This window comes from Allobosea sp. TWI1241 (assembly GCF_039673065.1).
GTDB lineage: Bacteria > Pseudomonadota > Alphaproteobacteria > Rhizobiales > Beijerinckiaceae > Allobosea.
In genome coordinates this window covers 57263-77548 of record NZ_JBDJKW010000011.1, presented here as the reverse complement: position 1 = coordinate 77548, position 20286 = coordinate 57263, and the positions used below count along the sequence as shown (strand labels likewise).

At 69.5% G+C, this 20286-nt stretch carries 16 protein-coding genes; 13 read left to right on the top strand and 3 right to left on the bottom strand.

The genetic code is table 11. From position 1 onward, the window contains the following. Window positions 1–148 precede the first annotated feature (148 nt). The 12 genes from ABE438_RS14900 to ABE438_RS14845 all read left to right on the top strand — a co-directional run bounded on the left by ABE438_RS14900 (window position 149) and on the right by ABE438_RS14845 (window position 15678). Entirely contained in the window at window positions 149–1474 is a 1326-nt protein-coding gene (locus tag ABE438_RS14900; RefSeq protein WP_465248624.1) for an ABC transporter substrate-binding protein, read from the top strand. A gap of 144 nt (window positions 1475–1618) precedes the next feature. Continuing rightward, a complete protein-coding gene (locus ABE438_RS14895) occupies window positions 1619–3328 on the top strand; it encodes an ABC transporter permease (RefSeq protein ID WP_346503426.1) in 1710 nt (569 codons plus the stop codon). Next, window positions 3325–4443 carry an ABC transporter ATP-binding protein gene (locus tag ABE438_RS14890; RefSeq protein ID WP_346503425.1) on the top strand — a complete coding sequence of 373 codons (1119 nt, stop codon included), beginning with the start codon at window positions 3325–3327 and terminating at the stop codon, window positions 4441–4443. The genes ABE438_RS14895 and ABE438_RS14890 overlap by 4 nt, the downstream gene beginning before the upstream one ends. Window positions 4444–4587: 144 nt before the next feature. Beyond that, window positions 4588–5592 (top strand): phosphate/phosphite/phosphonate ABC transporter substrate-binding protein, encoded by a 1005-nt coding sequence (gene phnD / locus ABE438_RS14885; protein WP_346503477.1) that lies wholly within the window; start codon window positions 4588–4590, stop codon window positions 5590–5592. Window positions 5593–5621: 29 nt separating this feature from the next. Beyond that, window positions 5622–6410, top strand: coding sequence for a phosphonate ABC transporter ATP-binding protein (gene phnC, locus ABE438_RS14880; RefSeq protein ID WP_346503424.1), 789 nt, complete (start codon window positions 5622–5624; stop codon window positions 6408–6410). Continuing rightward, window positions 6407–8038 (top strand): phosphonate ABC transporter, permease protein PhnE, encoded by a 1632-nt coding sequence (phnE, locus tag ABE438_RS14875; protein ID WP_346503423.1) that lies wholly within the window; start codon window positions 6407–6409, stop codon window positions 8036–8038. Before phnC ends, phnE begins: the two co-directional genes overlap by 4 nt. Window positions 8039–8258: 220 nt before the next feature. Further along, on the top strand, window positions 8259–9815 hold the full coding sequence (locus ABE438_RS14870; RefSeq protein ID WP_465248622.1) for an ABC transporter substrate-binding protein: 1557 nt from the start codon (window positions 8259–8261) through the stop codon (window positions 9813–9815). Between the two features lie 148 nt (window positions 9816–9963). Further along, window positions 9964–10941: an ABC transporter permease gene (locus ABE438_RS14865; RefSeq protein WP_346503422.1), complete on the top strand. Its 978-nt coding sequence runs from the start codon at window positions 9964–9966 to the stop codon at window positions 10939–10941. Beyond that, window positions 10938–11774, top strand: a complete 837-nt coding sequence (locus ABE438_RS14860; RefSeq protein WP_346503421.1) for an ABC transporter permease — start codon at window positions 10938–10940, stop codon at window positions 11772–11774. The genes ABE438_RS14865 and ABE438_RS14860 overlap by 4 nt, the downstream gene beginning before the upstream one ends. Further along, entirely contained in the window at window positions 11774–13381 is a 1608-nt protein-coding gene (locus ABE438_RS14855; RefSeq protein ID WP_346503420.1) for an ABC transporter ATP-binding protein, read from the top strand. The genes ABE438_RS14860 and ABE438_RS14855 overlap by 1 nt, the downstream gene beginning before the upstream one ends. A 105-nt stretch (window positions 13382–13486) precedes the next feature. Continuing rightward, a complete protein-coding gene (locus ABE438_RS14850) occupies window positions 13487–14776 on the top strand; it encodes an ArgE/DapE family deacylase (protein ID WP_346503419.1) in 1290 nt (429 codons plus the stop codon). Then, window positions 14773–15678, top strand: a complete 906-nt coding sequence (locus tag ABE438_RS14845; RefSeq protein ID WP_346503418.1) for a DMT family transporter — start codon at window positions 14773–14775, stop codon at window positions 15676–15678. The genes ABE438_RS14850 and ABE438_RS14845 overlap by 4 nt, the downstream gene beginning before the upstream one ends. 6 nt (window positions 15679–15684) lie before the next feature. Here ABE438_RS14845 and hemN read toward each other — a convergent pair whose 3' ends face one another. The 3 genes from hemN to ABE438_RS14830 all read right to left on the bottom strand — a co-directional run bounded on the left by hemN (window position 15685) and on the right by ABE438_RS14830 (window position 18383). Next, a complete protein-coding gene (hemN, locus tag ABE438_RS14840; protein ID WP_346503417.1) occupies window positions 15685–17034 on the bottom strand; it encodes an oxygen-independent coproporphyrinogen III oxidase in 1350 nt (449 codons plus the stop codon). An 82-nt stretch (window positions 17035–17116) separates the two neighbouring features. After that, window positions 17117–17992 (bottom strand): patatin-like phospholipase family protein, encoded by an 876-nt coding sequence (locus ABE438_RS14835; RefSeq protein ID WP_346503416.1) that lies wholly within the window; start codon window positions 17990–17992, stop codon window positions 17117–17119. Further along, on the bottom strand, window positions 17982–18383 hold the full coding sequence (locus tag ABE438_RS14830) for a MarR family winged helix-turn-helix transcriptional regulator (protein ID WP_346503475.1): 402 nt from the start codon (window positions 18381–18383) through the stop codon (window positions 17982–17984). Before ABE438_RS14830 ends, ABE438_RS14835 begins: the two co-directional genes overlap by 11 nt. A gap of 240 nt (window positions 18384–18623) precedes the next feature. On the opposite strand from ABE438_RS14830, the gene ABE438_RS14825 reads away from it, so the two are divergent. Then, window positions 18624–20282 (top strand): long-chain-fatty-acid--CoA ligase, encoded by a 1659-nt coding sequence (locus ABE438_RS14825; RefSeq protein WP_346503415.1) that lies wholly within the window; start codon window positions 18624–18626, stop codon window positions 20280–20282. The last annotated feature ends 4 nt before the right edge of the window (window positions 20283–20286 follow it).

Genomic DNA, 20286 nt, shown 5'->3' with positions numbered 1-20286 from the left:
CGCCTCCGCGCAAGGGGGGCGAATCCAGGATGACAGCCCGGCCGGTTTTGTGACAGCCTCACGCCAATGGCCGCAGCGAAGCGGCATCACGGATCGATCGCCGGCGGCCTCGACGCCGCCGGCGGCATCAAGGGAGGAAGAAGAAATGATCACCCGCCGTATCGCGCTGACCGGTGCGCTCGCCCTCGGCCTGGCCGCACCCGCCGTCTGGGCGCAGGCGCCCTCCGGCAAGGTCACGGTGGTGACCTCCTTCTCCAAGGACGTGACCGACCCGATCAAGAAGGCCTTCGAGACGGCGGTGCCGGGCGTGACGCTCGAGGTCCAGAACCGCAACACCAATGCCGGCGTGAAATATCTCGAGGAGACCAAGGCCAACAACCAGGTCGACCTGTTCTGGGCCTCGGCGCCCGACGCTTTCGAGGTGCTGAAAGGCAAGAAGCTGCTGGTGCAGTACAAGCCGAAGGCGACCGGCATCCCGGACAAGATCGGCTCCTACCCGATCAACGACCCGGCCGGCTTCTATTCCGGCTTCGCGGCCTCCGGCTACGGCATCATGTGGAACGAGCGCTACGCCAAGGCCAACAAGCTGCCCGAGCCCAAGGACTGGCAGGACCTCGCCGAGCCGGCCTTCTTCGACCATGTCTCGATCGCCTCGCCCGCCCGCTCCGGCACCACGCATTTGACGATCGAGACGATCCTGCAGGGCGAGGGCTGGGAGAAGGGCTGGCGCACCATCAAGGACATGTCCGGCAATTTCCGCTCGATCACCGAGCGCTCCTTCGGCGTGCCGGAGGCGGTGAATTCCGGGCAGGTCGGCGTCGGCATCGTCATCGATTTCTTCGCCTTCTCGGCGCAGGCCTCCGGCTTCCCGGTGAAGTTCGTCTATCCGACGGTGACCACCGTCGTGCCGGCCAATGTTGGCATCGTCGCCAGCGCGCCGAACCAGGCCGGTGCCGAGGCCTTCGTCGAGTTCCTGCTCTCCACCTCAGGCCAGGAGGTGCTGCTGCAGCCCGGCATCCGCCGCCTGCCGGTCAACCCGGCGGTCTACGCCAAGGCCGGCGAGGACTATCCCAACCCCTTCACCGATCCGCGCTTCCAGAAGATGATCGGCTTCGACGTCGACAAGTCGGAGGTCCGCACCGCGGTGGTCGACACGCTGTTCGACCAGTTGATCTCCTTCCAGCTCGACGCGCTCAAGGACGTCACCAAGACGCTGCACGCCGTCGATGCCGCGCTTGCTAAGAAGCCGAACGAGAAGGCCCGTGCGTTCGCCGGCGAGGCCCGCGACCTGATCGCCGCCATGCCGGTCAGCGAGGAGCAGGCCGCCAGCGCCGAACTGCGCGGCGCCTTCACCGGCGGCAAGCAGAAGGGCGCCCGCCAGGCCGAGGTCGAAGCGCAATGGGCGAGCTTCGCCCGCGACAACTACGCCAAGGCCAAGGCCAAGGCCGAGGAGGCGCTGAAGGCGGCCCGCTGAGCCGGCGCGATCCCGTCATGCCCGCCCGCACGGCGGGCCGCACCGGCCCCGATGCGCCTCCCGGAAGGGAGACGGTGACGGGCCGGTCCCGGCCCGGCCGTGGCGCGAGAGCCCGACCGACATGACCTCGCGAAACGAGAGCCGATGACCGCCGTCTCCACTCCCCCGCGCCGCGCCCGCCTCGCCTCCGCGACGTCCGGCCAGATCGCGCTCGCGCTGGCGATCGCAGCCTTCCTGCTGGCCTTCCTGGTGCTGCCGGTGGCGACCGTCATCTATGTCGCCTTCACCGAGAAGGGCACCTCGACCTTCACCCTGGTGAACTTCTACGACTTCGCCCGCACCGAGCTGTTCATGCGCTCGCTGTGGAACTCCTTCTACGTCTCGTCCATGTCGGTGGTCTGGGCCTCGGTCTTCGCCCTGCCGCTGGCCTATCTGACCACGCGCTTCGCCTTCCGCGGCGCGGTGATCGTCCAGACGCTCGGCTTCCTGCCGCTGATCATGCCGCCCTTCGTCGGCGCGGTGGCGATGCAGCTCTTCTTCGGCCGCAACGGCACGGTGAACCTGCTGCTGGACGACTGGTTCGGCTTCAAGCTCGACTTCATGGAGGGGCTGAACGGCGTCATCTTCGTCCAGACCGTGCACTACTTCCCCTTCATCCTGATCAATCTCTCGGCGGCGCTGCGCAATATCGACCGGGCCATGGAGGAGGCGGCGCAGAATCTCGGTTCCTCGGGCTTCCGCCTGTTCCGCCGCATCGTCTTCCCGCTCGCCATGCCGGGCTATCTCGCCGGCGCCTCGCTGGTCTTCGTCAAGGTCTTCGACGACCTCGCCACGCCGCTGCTGCTCAACGTCAAGGACATGCTGGCGCCGCAGGCCTATCTGCGCGTCACCTCGATCGGCATCACCGATCCGATGGGCTATGTCATCTCCGTGGTGCTGATCGTCGCCTCCGTGCTGGCGATGTGGTTCTCGGCGCTGGCGCTGAAGGGCCGCGACTACGCCACCACGCAGCGCGGCGGCGGTGGCCTCGCCCGGCGCGCGATGCGCCCGCACGAGGCGATCCTCGGCTATGGCGTGGTCTTCCTGATCCTGGCGCTGGTGCTGGCGCCGCATCTCGGCCTGCTGCTGCTCTCCTTCGCGACGATCTGGTCGTTCTCGCCGCTGCCGGATGCCTACACGCTGGCCCATTACAGCCGCGTCTTCGGCGAGAGTTCGCTCTACATCAAGAACACGCTGATCTACGCCTCGCTGGCCGGCGCCATCGACGTCGTGCTCGGCGTCGCCATCGCCTATCTCGTCCTGCGCACCAAGCTGATCGGGCGCGAATGGCTGGACTGGATGGCCTCGGCCGCGCTCGCCATCCCGGGCGTAGTGCTCGGCATCGGCTATCTGCGCACCTTCTACGGCATCACGCTGCCGGACGGCACGCCGCTCGCCGCGCTCTGGGTGACCATCGTGCTGGCGCTGGCGATCAGGCGCCTGCCCTATGCGCTGCGCGCCTGCTATGCCGCGCTCCAGCAGATCTCCGTCTCGCTGGAGGAGGCGGCGGAGAACCTCGGCGCCACCAAGGCCCGCACCGTCCGGCGCGTGGTGGTGCCGCTGATGACCGGCGGCATCCTCGCCGGCTTCGTCACCTCCTTCGCGACCGCGGCCGTCGAGCTCTCGGCCACTCTGATGCTGGTGCAGTCCAACTCCGACGCGCCGCTGGCCTACGGGCTCTACGTCTTCATGCAGTCGGCGGCCGGGCGCGGGCCCGGCGCGGCGCTGGGCGTCGTCGCCGTGGTGCTGGTCGCGCTCTGCACCTTCCTCTCCCATCTCGTCATCGAACGCAGCCAGAAGGCCCGTGGCCTATGACCATGCCGAGCACCGCTCCCGCCGACAGCCTGCCGACCACGCCCGCCGTCTCGGTGGCGATCGAGGGCGTCAACCTGTCCTATGGCGACAACCACGTCCTCAAGGACGTCAACCTGGCGATCGAACCCGGCGAGTTCTTCGCCTTCCTCGGCCCGTCCGGTTGCGGCAAGACCACGCTGCTGCGGCTGATCGCCGGCTTCAACCAGGCCGATACCGGCCGCGTCACCATCGGCGGCGCCGACATCACGGCGCTGCCGCCCTGGAAGCGCGATGTCGGCATGGTGTTCCAGTCCTATGCGCTGTGGCCGCACATGACGGTACGCCGCAACGTCGCCTTCGGCCTGGAGGAGCGCGGCGTGAAGCGCGCCGAGATCGAGCGGCGCGTCGAGGCGGCGCTGGCGCTGGTCGGGCTGGCCCATCTCGGCGAGCGGCGCCCCTCGCAGCTCTCGGGCGGGCAGCAGCAGCGCGTCGCGGTCGCCCGCACCGTCGCGGTCGAGCCCAAGGTGCTGCTCCTCGACGAGCCGCTCTCAAATCTCGACGCCAAGATGCGCGTGCAGGTGCGCCGCGAACTGCGCGACCTGCAGCAGCGGCTCGGCCTGACCACCATCTTCGTCACCCACGACCAGGAGGAGGCCAACAGCATCTGCGACCGCATCGCGGTGATGAACGACGGCACCGTCCAGCAGGTCGGCACCCCGATGGAGCTCTACGAGCGCCCGGCCAACCTCTTCGTCGCCAACTTCCTCGGCACCGCCAACATCCTCTCCGGCGCGCTGGCGGAGAGCGGCGGCAGCCGCCGCTTCACGCTGGAAGGCGGCACGGCGCTGGAGGTGCCGGCCGGCCAGAGCGTGCCGTCCGGCGCGCGCCTGGTCTTCCGCCCGCAGCACGCCGATCTCGCCCCGCCCGACGCCGCGGCCGGCCCCGGCATCGCCCGCCTGCCCTGCACGGTCAGGCACCGCGAATTCCTCGGCGCGAGCGTGCGCTACGGTGTCGCGGTCGGCGGCTCCGAGGTGGCGGTCGACCTGCCGTTTCGCTCGGGAAACGAGCTCTACGGCCTCGGCGAAGCGGCCACGCTGCTTCTTCCGGACAAGTCCCTGATGTGGCTTGCCGACTAAGCACCCCGCGTGCATGAGTGCTTTGTGACGGTTTCATGTCACCAAAGGGCCCTCGCCGCATCGGAGCGGGGCCGCCGAGAGGAGAGAGACGCCTTGCTCGATCTGCGACTTGCCCGCCTTGCCGCCACCGCTGCCGCCCCGCTCATGCTCGCCGTGGCGACGGCGCCCGCCCAGGCCCAGGACGCCTGCCCCAATCGCGGCCAGCTCGACACGCTCTACTGCGACGCCAACAACGACCTCGTCGCCGACGCGCCGACCGACCCGGCCAAGTGGAAGGACCCGTCCGCGCTGGTCTGGGCCTACACCCCGGTCGAGGACCCGGCGGTCTACGCCAACGTCTTCAAGCCGCTGACCGACCATCTCGCCACCTGCACCGGCAAGCGCATCGTCTACTATCCGGTCCAGTCCAACTCGGCCGAGATCGAGGCCATGCGCTCGGGCCGTCTGCATTTCGCCGGTTTCTCGACCGGGCCGACCGGCTTCGCCGTGAACCTCGCAGGCGCGATCCCCTTCGCCGCCAAGGGCTCGGCCGCGGGCGTGCGCGGCTACAACCTCGTCGCGGTGGTCAAGGCGTCCAGCCCCTACAAGACGCTGGCCGACCTCAAGGGCAAGAAGGTCGCCCACACCTCGCCCTCGTCGAACTCCGGCAATCTCGCGCCGCGCGTGCTCTTCCCCGAACACGGGCTCGAGGCCGACAAGGACTACAAGCCGCTGATGTCGGGCGGTCACGACAAGTCGCTGCTCGGCGTCGTCTCCGGCGACTACGACATGGCCGCCGTCGCCGGCGACGTCTATGAACGCATGATCGTGCGCGGCACGATCAAGAAGGAGGACACCCGCGAGATCTATCGCAGCGCGGTGTTCCCGACCTCCTCCTTCGCCTACGCCCACGACCTCAAGCCCGAGCTCGCCAAGAAGCTGCAGGACTGCTTCTTCTCCTTCCGCTTCACCCCGGAGATGACGAAGGAGTTCAACGGCGACGACCGCTTCCTGCCGATCACCTACCAGAAGGACTGGGCGATCGTGCGTGACGTGGCCGAGAAGTCGGGCACGCCCTACAACAAGGCGGCCTACGACGCCGAAGCGAAGCGCGAGGCGGACGCCGCCGCCAAGAAGCGCCAGCAGCAGCAGGCTCCGGCCAAGCCCTGATCCCCCAAGAAGAAGACCAAGCCAAGCCCATGAGCGCCCTGCCAAGCGATGCGTCCGGCACCTGCCGGACGCTGGTCATCCGCAATCTCGTCAAGGAATACCGGCCCGGACAGCCCGTGCTGCGCGACATCTCGATCACGGTCGACCAGCCCGGGATCGTCGCCATCATCGGCCCCTCCGGCACCGGCAAGTCGACGCTGATCCGCTGCATCAACCGCCTGGTCGATCCGACCTCCGGCGCGATCATGCTGGACGGCACCGACCTGGCGAAGCTGCAGGGCGACGCGCTGCGCCAGGCCCGCCGGCGGCTCGGCATGGTCTTCCAGGAGTACAATCTCGTCGAGCGGCTCACCGTGATCGAGAACGTGCTCTGCGGGCGGCTGGGCTACGTCCCGGTCTGGCGGGCCTGGACCCGCCGCTTCTCCGAAGCCGACATCGCGCGCGCCTTCGCCCTGCTCGACCTCGTCGGGCTGGGCGAGTTCGCCACCCGCCGCGCCGACCAGCTCTCCGGCGGCCAGCGCCAGCGCGTGGGCATCGCCCGCGCGGTGATGCAGGAGCCGGACCTCGTCCTCGCCGACGAGCCGACATCCTCGCTCGACCCCAAGACCTCGGTCGAGATCATGGAGCTGCTGGCAGAGGTCGGCCGCGAGCGCGGCATCCCGGTCCTGGTCAACATCCACAACGTCGCCCTCGCCCGCCGCTTCTCAAAGCGGATCATCGGCATGTCGAAGGGGCTGATCGTCTATGACGGCCCGCCCGAGGGCCTGCAGGATTCGCATCTCGCCGAGATCTATGGCGGCGAAGGCTGGATGGAATGAGCACGCCGTCCGCCCTCCCCGCCGGGAGCCTGCGCGCCCGCGCCTTCCCGGTGAACTGGCCGCTGCGCATCGGCGCGGTCCTGTTCCTCGCCTATGTCGCCTATGCGGCCCAGATCGTCGACATCCGCTGGGAGCGCTTCGTCCAGGGCCTGGACAACGGCGCCCGCTTCATCGGCCGGATGCTGCCGCCCAACACGGCCGGCGACAAGATGGAGCTGCTCGTCCAGGGCATGGTCGAGTCGCTGCAGATCGCGATCATCTCGACCTTCGCCGGCGTGCTGCTCGCCCTGCCGCTCGGCCTGTGCGCCGCGCGCAACATGATGCCGATGCCGGTCACGGTGGTGGCGCGCGGGCTCATCGCGCTGTTCCGCACCTTCCACCCGGTCATCGTCGCCATTCTCTTCGTCAAGGCCGTCGGCTTCGGCGCGCTCGCCGGCGTGCTCGCCCTGATCGTCGCGACGCTGGGCTTCATCGCCAAGCTGATCGCCGAGGCGGTCGAGGAAATGTCGATGAAGCCGATCGAGGCGCTGCGCGCCGCCGGCTCGCCCTTCATGTCGGTGGTGATCATGGGCGTGGTGCCGCAGGTGCTGCCGCGCTTCATCGGCTTCGCCGCCTACCAGCTCGATTCCAACCTGCGCAATTCCGCGCTGGTCGGCATTGTCGGTGGCGGCGGCATCGGCGCGACCCTGTTCACCGCCTTCCAGCGCTTCGACTACGACTTCGTGCTGACCATCATCATCGCCATCATCCTGGCGGTCATGGCCGGCGAGGTGCTCTCCGCCTTCATGCGGCGCATCTACCAGGACGAGGCACCCTCGGGCGAAGTGCGGCGCGACGCTTCCGGCACGGTCTGGCACCGCTACACCGCCACGGAGCGGGCCATGCGCCTCGCCTTCTGGGGCATCGCCGCGGTCGCTCTCGCCTGGTCGGTCCAGACCGTCGAGGTCATCCCGGAATTCCTCTATGACGCGCCCCAGCAGACGGCCGACCTGTTCGCCCGCATGTGGCCGATCGACTGGGGCTACTTCCAGAAGGCCGTCAGCGCGGCGCTGGTCGAGACGCTGCACACCGCGACGCTCGGCACCATCCTGGCCATCGCGCTGGCGACGCCGGTCGCGCTGATGTGCGCCCGCAACGTCTCGACCTCGATCTGGGTCAACACGCTCGGCCGCTTCATCCTGGTCGCGACCCGCTCGGTCCACACCCTGGTCTGGGCGCTGCTCTTCGTGGCGGTGTTCGGCCCCGGCGCGCTGGCCGGCGTCATGGCGGTGGCGGTGCACTCGATCGGCTTCACCGGCAAGTTCCTCGCCGAAGCGATCGAGGAGGCCAAGCCCGGCCCGATCGAGGCGCTGCGCGCCGCCGGCGCCCCGCGCCGCGCCGTGCTGCTCAAGGGCTTCTGGCCGCAGGTCAAGCCGGCCTTCCTGGCCGTCAGCCTGTTCCGCTGGGACATCAATGTGCGCGAGAGCGCGGTGCTCGGCCTCGTCGGCGCCGGCGGCCTCGGCGTCGCGCTGCAGGCGGCGATGGACAATCTCTACTGGGACCAGGTCGGGCTGGTGCTGGTGGTGATCTTCGCCGTCGTCGTGGTCACCGAACTGGTCACCTCGGTGCTGCGCGCCCGCATCATCTGACGGCGCACGCACCGCTCATGCGACGAACGGCCGGAGCCTCGCGGCGCCGGCCGTTTTTTATTGTGCGCAAGCCGCCGGATTTCGCCGACCCGCGCGAAGATTGGCTCATCCCTTGCTTATCCACGGCCGACCCTTGCCAAGCGCCTCGCAATCGGCTGCGATTGCTGCGAAGTCGCCGGGGTCGGAATCCGGCGCGCGTAAACGAGGGGAGTTTTCAGGGATGACGATGAAGAAGTGGGGGCTGGCGCTCGCCGTGTCGGTGATCGCGCTTGGCGGCGCCATGGCGCAGACCCCGAAGAAGGGCGGCACCGTCCATGTCGTGGTCCAGCCCGAGCCGCCGATGCTGATGCAGGGCCTGAACCAGAACGGCCCGACCAACATGGTCGCGGGCAACATCTACGAATCGCTGCTGCGCTATAACGAGAAGCTCGAGCCGCAGCCCTCGCTCGCAAAGAGCTGGGAGGTCTCGCCCGACGCAAAGGTCTACACCTTCAAGCTGCAGGAGGGCGTGACCTGGCATGACGGCAAGCCCTTCACCGCCGACGACGTGGTGTTCTCGCTCGACAAGTTCCTGCGCGAGGTCCATCCGCGCTGGCGCCCGATCGTCAACGCCCAGGTCGACAAGATCGAGAAGCTCGACGATCTGACGGTCAGGATCTCACTGAAGCAGCCCTTCGGCCCGCTGATCATGTCGCAGGAGGTCGCCTCCGCGCCGATGGTGCCCAAGCACATCTATGACGGCACCGACTACCGCGCGAACCCGGCGAACAACACGCCGATCGGCACCGGCCCGTTCAAGTTCAAGGAGTGGAAGAAGGGCTCCTACATCCACCTCGTCAAGAACGAGAACTACTGGATGAAGGACCGGCCGCACCTCGACGAGATCTACTGGCAGATCATTCCCGACGCCGCCGCGCGCGCCGTGGCCTTCGAGACCGGCAAGATCGACGTGCTGACCGGCGGCTCGGTCGACGTCTACGACGTCGCGCGCCTGTCGAAGCTGCCCAACACCTGCATGACCACCAAGGGCTGGGAGATGTTCGCCCCCCATGCCTGGCTGACGGTCAATGTGCGCAACGGCATCCTGGCCAACAAGCAGTTCCGCCAGGGCCTGATGTACGCGATCGACCGCGAATTCGGGAAGGACGTGGTCTGGGGCGGCCTCGGCAAGCTGCCGACCGGCCCGATCTCGTCGAAGACTCGCTTCTATTCGGACGACGTCACCAAATACGCCTACGATCCGAAGAAGGCCAAGGAGCTGATCAAGGCGTCGGGCTATAACGGCCAGACGATCAAGCTGCTCGCCATCCCCTATGGCGAGGTCTGGAACCGCTGGGCCGAGGCGATCAAGCAGAACCTCGAGGATGCCGGCGTCAAGGTGCAGATCGAGACCACCGACGTGCCCGGCTGGACCCAGAAGAACGGCAACTGGGACTTCGATCTCAGCTTCAACTTCCTCTACCAGCTCGGCGATCCGGCGACGGGCGTCGCCCGGTCCTACGTCTCGACCAACATCGCCAAGGGCAACCCCTTCGCCAATGTCGGCGGCTACGCCAATCCCGAGGTCGACAAGCTCTTCGCCGACGCGGCCGGCGCCGCGACCGACAAGGAGCGCCAGGAGCTCTACACCAAGGTGCAGAAGATCCTCGCCGACGAGCTGCCGGTGCTCTGGCTGCTCGAGATGGACTTCCCCACCATCTCCCGCTGCAACGTCAAGAACCTCGTGACGACCGGCATCGGCGTCAACGACGGCTTCCGCGACGCCTGGAAGGAGTGATGGCGGCAGCCGTCACCTCAGCCCTCCATGCCCGGCCGCGCGCCGGGCATGACATCCCCCGACACCGCCTGCGGGCGACGCGGCGGATCAGCCGGCCTGTCCCGGCCGGGTCCGCCCCGTCGCCCCGTCGACGCCTCTGGTCCCACGTATGAATCTCGCACAGTTCCTCGCCGGGCGTCTGGCGAAGGGGATCCTCGTCCTCTTCGCCATCGCGGTCCTGAACTTCTTCCTGATCCGGGCCGCGCCCGGCGACCCGGCGCAGGTGCTCGCCGGCGAGGCCGGCGCGGCGGACGAGCAGCTGCTCCTGCAACTGCGCGAGCGCTTCGGGCTCGACCAGCCGCTGCTGACCCAGCTCTGGCTCTATCTGAAGGGCTACATGACCTTCGATCTCGGCTTCAGCTATCGCCAGCAGCAGCCGGTGCTCGACCTGATCCTGGACCGGCTCCCGGCGACGCTGCTGCTCACCGGCGCGGCCTTCATCGTCTCGCTGCTGCTCGGCACGCTGATGGGCGCGCTCGCCGCCCGCCGGGCCGGCGGCTGGCAGGACAGCGTCATCACCACGCTCGCCCTCGTCTTCTACGCGACGCCGCTGTTCTGGATCGCGCTGATGAGCCAGATCGCCTTCTCGCTGAAGCTCGGCATCCTGCCCAATGTCGGCTACGAGACGATCGGCGCCAACTATACCGGGCTCGAGCGCGCGCTCGATATCGGCCGCCATCTCGTCCTGCCGGCGGTGACGCTCGGCCTGTTCTTCACCGCGCTCTACGCCCGGATGATGCGCGCCTCCATGCTGGAGGTCGCAGGGGCCGACTTCGTCAAGACGGCCCGCGCCAAGGGGCTCAAGCCCGGCGTGGTCTCGCGTCGCCACGTCGCGCGCAACGCCATCCTGCCGGTGGTGACGCTGGCGGGCCTCCAGGCCGGCCAGCTCGTCGGCGGCGCCGTCCTGACCGAGACCGTCTTCGCCTGGCCGGGCATCGGCCGGCTGATGTTCGACGCGCTGGTCCAGCGCGACTATTCGGTGCTGCTCGGCGTCTTCTTCATCTCCTCGGCCATGGTCGTCGGCTTCAACATCCTGACCGATTTCGTCTACCGGCTGGCCGATCCGCGCATCGAGGCGGTGTCATGAACTTTATCTCCCGCTTCGCCCGCAATCGCGGCGCCCTGATCGGGCTGGCGATCCTGCTCGTGGTCGTCGTCTTCGCCGTCGTCGCGCCGATGCTCTATCCGCAGTCGCCCTGGCGCATGGTCGGGCGGCCCTTCATGGCGCCCTTCATGATGGAGCGCTTCCCGCTCGGCACCGACACGCTCGGCCGCGACATCGCCGCCGGCATGGTGCACGGCGCGCGCGTCTCGCTGACCATCGGCCTGGTCTCGACGCTGGTCGCCCTGCTGATCGGCGTGCCGCTCGGCGCCATCGCCGGCTATGCCGGCGGCTTCGTCGACGATGCGCTGATGCGCTTCACCGAGTTCTTCCAGACCATCCCCTCCTTCGCGCTGGCGATCGTGCTGGTCGCGATCCTGCAACCGCAGCTGGGGTCGATCGTGCTGGCGATCGGGGTGGTAAGCTGGCCGCCGGTGGCGCGGCTGGTGCGCGGCGAGGTGCTTTCGCTGCGCTCGCGCGAATATGTCCAGGCCGCCGTCACCATCGGCCAGTCGACGCCGCGCATCATCATGAGCCAGGTGCTGCCCAACACCATCGCTCCGATCATCGTGATGGGCTCGCTGATGATCGGCCAGGCGATCCTGCTGGAATCCTCGCTCTCCTTCCTCGGCCTCGGCGACGCCAACCTGATGAGCTGGGGCTACATGGTCGGCGCCGGCCGCACGCGGCTGATCGACGCCTGGTGGATCAGCTTCTTCCCGGGGCTCGCCATCTTCCTCACGGTCCTCGCCCTCAACCTCGCCGGCGAAGGCCTCAACGACGCGCTCAACCCGCGTCTCGCCCGTGGGAGGGACTGATGGTGACCCCCGTCCTCGCCCTCGACGGGCTGAAGCTCGCCCTGCCCGCCCTCGCCGACCGGCCCTATGCGGTCGAGAACGTCACGCTTTCGATCGCGCCGGGCGAGACGCTCTGCGTCGTCGGCGAATCCGGCTCCGGCAAGTCGATGATCGCCCATGCCGTGATGGGGCTGCTGCCCAAGGCGGTGAAGCCGGCCGGCGGCGCGATCCGCCTCGCCGGGCGCGACCTGCTCGGCCTAGACGAGGCGGCGATGGAGGATGTGCGCGGCCGCGAGGTCGGCATGATCTTCCAGGAGCCGATGACCTCGCTCAACCCGGTGATGCGCGTCGCCGACCAGATCGTCGAGACCTTCGAGGCGCACGGGCTGCTCGGCAAGGCCGAACGGCATGCCCGGGCCGTCGAGCTCCTGACCGAGGTCGGCCTGCCCGATCCGCAGCGGCTGGCACGCGCCTATCCGCACGAGCTCTCGGGCGGCCAGCGCCAGCGCGTGATGATCGCGATGGCGCTCGCGCTCGAGCCCAAGCTGCTGATCGCCGACGAGCCGACCACGGCGCTCGACGTCACTACCCAGGCGCAGATCCTCAAGCTGATCGACAATCTGCGCCACAAGCACGGCACCGCCGTGCTGTTCATCACCCACGACATGGGCGTGGTCGCCGAGATCGCCGACCGCATCGCGGTGCTGGAGAAGGGCGTGCTGGTCGAGGAGGGCACCGTCGACCAGGTGCTCGGCGCGCCCAGCCATCCCTATACCCGCAAGCTGCTCGCCGCCGTGCCCTCGATGACGCCGCCGGAGCGCCCGCCGCTCGCCGACGACAAGCCGGTGCTTACGGTCGAGAAGCTGCGCAAGGTCTATCGCAAGCGCGGGTTCTTCAGCCCCGGCCGCGAGGTCAAGGCGGCCGACGACATCAGCTTCACCCTCGCCCGCGGCGAGACGCTGGGGATCGTCGGCGAATCCGGCTCGGGCAAGTCGACGGTCGGGCGCTGCTGCCTCAGGCTGATCGAGCCCGACAGCGGCCGCATCGCACTGGGCGACCTGGTGATCAGCGACCTCAGCGTCGCGGCGCTGCGCCCGCACCGCAAGCGCATCCAGATGGTCTTCCAGGACCCGTTCGCCTCGCTGAACCCGCGCCAGACCGTCGGCAGGATCATCTCGGATGGGCCGGTCGCGCATGGCGTGCCGCGCGAGACGGCGCTGGCCCGCGCCCGCGAGCTGCTCGAACTGGTCGGGCTCTCGGCCAATGCCGTCGATCGCTATCCGCACGAATTCTCCGGCGGCCAGCGCCAGCGCGTCGGCATCGCCCGGGCACTGGCGCTCGAACCCGACGTGCTGGTGGCGGACGAGGCGGTCTCGGCGCTCGACGTCTCGGTGCAGGCGCAGATCCTCAAGCTGATCAAGGACATCCAGCAGCGGCTCGGCCTCGCCATCCTGTTCGTCACCCATGACCTGCGCGTCGCAGCCCAGATCTGCGACCGGATCGCGGTGATGCAGCGCGGCAAGGTGGTCGAGACCGGCCCGACCGCAGCGCTCTTCGCCGATCCGCAGCACGACTACACCCGCCAGCTGCTGGCCGCCGTGCCCGGCGGCAAATGGTTCGCGCGCTGAGGCCGCAAGGCCCCGGCCCGTTTAAGCACCAAGCCGTCCCGGTCGCCCTCGGCCGGGGCGGCCCCGACCTCACCGGATGACGCCATCCCCGGCGGAGCCTTCGCCATGCCTCTCGACCCCGCCTTGCGCGAGCGCATCCTCTCCGCCGTCGCGGACGGCTTCGCCGACCAGATTGCCTTCACCCAGGAGCTGGTGCGCTTCCCCTCGACGCGCGGGCAGGAGCATGCGGTCCAGGATCACGTCTTCCGCGCCCTGAAGGCCCGCGGCTACGCCATGGATCGCTTCGCCATGGATCGCGAGGCGATCGCGGCGCATCCCGGCGGCGCGCCCGTGACCGACGAGCATTCCGACGCGCCGATCGTCGTCGGCATCCACCGCCCGCGCACCGAGACCGGCCGCTCGCTCATCCTGCAGGCGCATGTCGACGTCGTCCCGGCCGGCCCCGCCGCCATGTGGACGCGGCCGCCCTTCGAGCCGGCGGTCGTCGACGGCTGGCTGCACGGGCGCGGCGGCGCCGACATGAAGGCCGGCCTCGCCGCCAACCTGTTCTGCCTCGATGCGCTGCGGCGCATCGGCTTGCAGCCGGCCGCCACGGTCTATGTCCAGTCGGTGGTCGAGGAGGAAGCCACCGGCAACGGCGCGCTGATGGCGCATCTGCGCGGCTACCGCGCCGAGGCCGCGCTGATCCCCGAGCCGATGGAGGAGCAGTTGGTGCGCGCCAACACCGGCGTGCTCTGGTTCCGCCTCTCGGTCGGCGGCACCCCGGCGCATCTGCGCGAGATGGGCGCCGGGGCCAATGCCATCGACGCCGCCTACCGGGTGATCGGGGCGCTGCGCGACCTTGAGGCCGCGCTCAACCGCGAGGCGCCGCAGCACCGCCATTTCGACGACGCGGCCCATCCGATCAACCTGAATGTCGGCCGGATCGAGGGCGGCGACTGGCCCTCCTCCGTGCCGTGCTGGTGCCGGGTCGATTGCCGCATCGCGCTCTATCCGGGGATGAAGCCGGCCGACATGGCCAGGCGCATCGAGGCCGTCGTCGCCGATTTCGCGCGCACCGACCCGTTCCTCGCCGCCAATCCGCCGGAAGTCGCCTTCAACGGCTTCTGGGCCGAGGGCTATGTGCTGGAGCCCGGCAGCGAAGCGGAGGCCGTGCTGGGCCGGGCGCATGCGGAGGCCACCGGCGAGGCCCTGCGCAGCTTCATGTCGCCCTGCTATCTCGATGCGCGCGTCTACGCGCTCTACGACCGCATCCCGACGCTGTGCTATGGCCCGATCTCGCAGGGCATCCACGCCTTCGACGAGCGGGTCAACCTCGCCTCGCTCCAGCGCATCACCGGCGCCATGGCGCTGTTCGTCGCCGAATGGTGCGGGCTGGAAGAGATCGCACCGTGACCGGCGCGACGCCGGGCCGGGCCCTGCTGCTCGTGCCGCTGCTCGGGCTGCTCTGGGGCTTCAACTGGCCGGCCGTCCGGATCTCTCTGACCGAGATCGCGCCCTGGACGCTGCGGGCCGCCGGCATGAGCTTCGCCGGGCTCGTCCTGGTCGCGGTGGCGCTGGCCCGTGGCGTCAGCCTCTCGGTGCCGCGCGCACATTGGGGCCGGCTGGTGGTCGCAGGCCTGCTCTCCATCGCCGCCTTCAACGTGCTGCTCGCCTTCGCGCAGCTGATGGCGCCGACCTCGCGCGCCGCGATCCTGACCTTCACCATGCCGGTCTGGGCGACGCTGCTGGCCCGCCTCGTGCTCGGCGAGAGCTTCGACCGCCGCCGGCTCGCCGGTCTCGGTTTCGGGCTCGCAGGGCTCGCCTGCCTCGGCCTGCCGCTGATCCGCGCTGGCGCGCTCTCGCCCGGCCTGGTGCTGGCGCTGATCGCCAGCGTCAGCTGGGCGCTCGGCACCATCGTGACAAAGCGCTGGCCGGTCGCGGCGCCGGCGCTGACCATCGCCGCCTGGCAGCTCCTGATCGGCGGCGGCGCCGCCGCGATCGGCATGCTCGCCTTCGAGGGCCTGCCGGTGCCGAAGGCGCTCTCGCCCCGCGTCGCGGCGGCGCTCGCCTTCCACATCCTCGGCGCGCAGGCGCTCGCCTATTTCCTCTGGTTCGTGGTGATAGCGCGCCTGCCGGCCGGGATCGCCAGCCTGGGGACGCTGATGGTGCCGGCGGTCGGCGTGCTCGGCTCGGTGCTGCTGCTCGGCGAGCGCCCGACGCCGTCCGACTGGCTCGGCCTGGCGCTCGTCATGGCGGCCTCCGGCACGATCATGCTGCCGGCGCGCCGCAAGCCGGCGCCGGTGGACGGCGCCTGAAGCGCCTCAGACCGCCTTGCTGAACCGCCGCGCCGACTGGCCGAGATAGGCGTCGAAGCAGGAGGCGACCTTGCGCACCAGGAGCCGCGCGGCCTCGGGCACGCGCAGGCGCCCGCCCTCGATCACCACGATGCCGTCCTGCGCCAGCGAGGCCAGCGCCTCGTCGGACGCCGCCAGCGTGGCGCGGTCGACGCCATGGCGGGTGCAGACCGCGTCGACATCCACCGAAAGATCGCACATCAGCCGCTCGATCAGCTCGGCCCGCAGCCGGTCGTCGGCGCTGAGCCGGTAGCCCTTGGCCGCCGGCAGCTCGCCGCCGCCGACCCATTCGGCATAGCGGGCGATCACCACCTCGTTCTGGACATAGCCCTGCGGCAGCCGCCCGATCGCCGAGGCGCCGAAGCCGATCAGCGCCTCGCAGGCATCGGTGGTGTAGCCCTGGAAATTGCGGCGCAGCGTGCCCTGCCCCAGCGCCTGGGCCATCGGATCGTCGGCGCGGGCGAAATGGTCGAGCCCGATCCGGACATAGCCGGCTGCGACCAGCGCCTGCGCCATCGCCTCCGCCTGCTCGCGCCGCTCGGCGAGGCCGGGCAGCTCGGCCGGGTCGATCTTGCGCTGATGCTTCTTGAAGTCCGGGACATGGGCGTAGCCGAAGATCGAGAAGCGTTCCGGCGCCATGGCGAGGCTGCGCTCCACCGTCTCGACGCAGGAGGCGACGGTCTGGCGCGGCAACCCGTAGATCAGGTCGAAATTCACCGCGCCGATGCCGTAGCGCCGCAGCCCCTCGACCACGCCTTGGGTCTGCTCGACGCTCTGGATGCGGTTGATCGCCTGCTGCACGGCCGGGTCGAAGCTCTGCACGCCGAGGCTGGCGCGGTTGACGCCCGCCGCCGCCAGCGCCGCGATCATCGCCTCGCCGAGGCGGCGTGGATCGATCTCGACCGCCAGCTCGGCCTGCGGGTTCAGCGCGAAGCGCTTGCGCAGCAGCGCAACCAGCGCGACGAAATCGTCCGGCGCCAGAATCGTCGGCGTACCGCCGCCGAAATGCACATGGCGCACGTCGAGCGGTGCGGTCAGCCGCGCGGCGACGAGGTCGATTTCCTGCCGCAGCACGGCGAGATAGGCATCGATCGGCCCGTCGCGCAGGGCGACCGTGGTGTGGCAGCCGCAATACCAGCACATCGACCGGCAGAACGGCACATGGAGATAGAGCGAGGCGACCGTGCCCGCCGGCAGCGCGGCCAGCCAGTCGCCATAGCAGCCGGCATCGACCGCCGGGCTGAAATGCGGCGCGGTCGGATAGCTGGTATAGCGCGGCAGCCGCTCGTCGCCGTAATGGTCGCCCTTGATGCGCATGGCCGGTCCCGGATCGTTCGCGTACGGGACCAGCGATAGCGCGAACGGCGAGCCGCTTCTTTGAGGCAGAACAAGTCGAAGGCTACCGGCCGCCAGCCATGCCGCCGCGCTCGATCGCACGCAGGAACGCTTCGCCATCGCGCACGCCGAGCGCATAGGCGAAGCGGATGCCCTCCCAGTCGCGGATGGTGAACTGGCTGATCGGGATGGTTTCCGACGGGCGGGCATAGCGGCGATGCGCTACCGCCGGCACCTCGGCGAAGGGCCGAGTCAGCAGCACGAGCGTCGGCTCGCCCGCCGCCTCCAGATCGTTCAGCGCCCAGGCCGGCGCGCTGTCGACCAGGCCGCCATCGAGCGCCGAGCGACCGCCGACCAGTCCGGCCGGCATGAAGGGCGGCACGGCGGCGCTCGCCATCAGCGCCGCAACCAGCGCCTCCGGGGTCTCGCAATCGGCGACGCTGACCAGCTCCGGCACGAAGCCCAGCCGTCGCCCGGCGGTCGGGTGTACCGGGCGGCTGAGCTTTTTCTCGAGCTGGTAGGCCCCGATGCCGAGCGCCGCGATCAGCGGCAGCGGCCAGCGCCCCGGCGGCCGGGCGATGGCGATGCGGAAATCGGCGAGCCCCTGCAGCGCGGCCAGCCGCTCCGGCGTGAACACCAGCGTCAAAAGCTCGCGATACATCTCGCCGACAGGAAAGAGCCGGCCCCCGCGCCGGAACGCCGCCCAGTCGAGATCCGAACGGCGGCCGATGCAGGCCTCGCGGACCCGCTCGCGCACCTCCGGGCCGAGGCCGAGCGCGGTGTAGAGCATGGCGAAGGCGCCGGCACTGGCCCCCACCACCCGCTTCGGCTTCAGGCCGAGACGCGGCGCCACCGTCTCGTGGAAGCCGCCCTGCCAGTAGCAGCGATTGCCGCCGCCGGCATAGGCGAGGCCCTCATAGGTCTGGGGCTCACTCGCCATCGACCCCGCGGGCGATCTCCCGCCAGGCGACGACCAGCCGGTCCAGCTCCTCGAGATCGCGCAGCGGCAGGCGCCCGAGCGTCGCGGTGACGAAATCGCGCTGCGCCGTCATGCCGGCATCGGCCAGCCGGCGCCCTTCGGGGGTCAGATGCATGGCGTAGGAACGCCGATCGCCGGCGATGGCCCGTCGCTCGACGAGGCCGGCCTGCACCAGCCGGTCGACCAGGCCGGAAACGTTGCCCTTGGTCACGTAGAGCCGTTCCGCCAGCTCGCTCTGGCTGATGCCCTCGCGCTCGGACAGCGTCGAGAGCAGGTCGAATTGCGGAATCGACAGGCCGAGTTCGCGGATGCGCGTGGTCATCTGCCCGAGCAGACGCTGGTGCAGGCGCATGAAGCGGAACCAGACGCGGTCGGGATCGACGCTCTGATTGTCCGGATCGGGAACGGGCGGCTCGTTCGGCAAGGGCTGCTTTCCGGGATCGTTCAGACATGAACTAGCCGATCGCGGCGGCCGGTGCGAGCGCTTTCGCTCCCCTTCCCCCCTGCGGCGCCGGCTGGCTATGCTGTCGGCAACGACAAGAGCCGACGACACAGGGGCCGGATCGCAGACGCCAAGCCTCGGGAGAAACGCATGCTCGGATTGATGCAGCACTGGCCGCTCCTGATCCATCGGATCATCGACCACGCCGCGATCCAGCACGGCGCGCGCGAAGTGGTCTCGCGCGGCGTCGAGGGCGCGATACGCCGCACCAGCTATGCCGGCATCCGCGAGACCGCGCTGAAGATCGCCAAGCGCCTCGCCAAGGACGGGATCGTGCTCGGCGACCGCGTCGCGACGCTGGCCTGGAACACCGAGCGCCATCTCGCGCTGTGGTACGGCATCAGCGGCATCGGCGCGATCACCCATACCGTGAACCCGCGGCTGTTCCCGGAGCAGATCGCCCAGTTGATCGGCCATGCCGAGGACCGCATCCTCTTCCTCGACCTGACCTTCGTCCAGCTGGTCGAAGGGCTGGCCGACAAGCTGCCGACCGTCGAGCGCTTCGTCATCCTCACCGATGCGGCCCATATGCCGCAGACCAGCCTGCGCAACGCCGTCTGCTTCGAGGACTGGCTCGCCGGCACCGATGCCGACTTCGCCTGGGCGGAGCTCGACGAGAACACCGCCGCCGGCCTCTGCTACACCTCCGGCACCACCGGCGGCCCCAAGGGCGTGCTGTATTCGCACCGCTCCAACGTGCTGCACGCCATGGCCTGCGCCATGCCCGACTTCATGGGCCTGTCCTCGCGCACGGTTGTGATGCCGGTCGTGCCGCTCTTCCACGCCAACAGCTGGTCGCTGGCCTATTCGGCCCCGATGACCGGCGCCAAGCTCGTCCTGCCCGGCATGAAGCTCGACGGCGCCTCGCTGCTGGAGCTACTCGACGGCGAGGGCGTGACGCTGACCGCCGCCGTGCCGACCGTCTGGCTTGGCCTGCTGCAGCATCTCGAGGCGACGGGCGCGCGGCCGGCCAGCCTGAAGCGCGTGGTGATCGGCGGTTCGGCCTGCCCGCGCGCGATGACGGAAGCCTTCGAGCGCACATACGGCATCACCGTCGACCATGCCTGGGGCATGACCGAGACCAGCCCGATCGGCTCCTTCTGCTCGATCAAGCCGGTCTATGCCGATCTCGCTGGCGAGGCGCTCTACGATCTCAAGGTGAAGCAGGGCCATCCGCAGTTCACGGTGGAGTTCCGCCTGACCGACGATGCCGGCCGCGAGCTGCCCTGGGACGGCAAGACCTTCGGGCGCCTCAAGGTGCGCGGCCCCTGCGTCGCCGGCGCCTATTATCGCCATGACGCGCCGATCCTCGACGAGCACGGCTTCTTCGACACCGGCGACGTCGCCACCATCGACCCGCATGGCTACATGCAGGTCACCGACCGGTCCAAGGACGTGATCAAGTCCGGCGGCGAATGGATCTCCTCGATCGAGCTGGAGAACCTCGCCATCGCCCATCCCGACGTGGCGGAAGCGGCGGTCATCGGCGTCGCCCACCCGAAATGGGACGAGCGGCCGCTGCTGATCGTCGTGCCCAAGCCCGGCCGCACGCCCGATCGCGACCAGATGCTGGCCTTCCTCGCCGGCAAGGTTGCGAAATGGTGGCTGCCGGACGATGTCGTGCTGGTCGACAGCATCCCGCACACCGCGACGGGCAAGATCCAGAAGACCGCGCTCAGGACGCTCTTCGCCGACTACCGCCTGCCGGAGACCGGGGCGGAGCGAAGCACGCGCACCGGCGGCTCCTGAACGA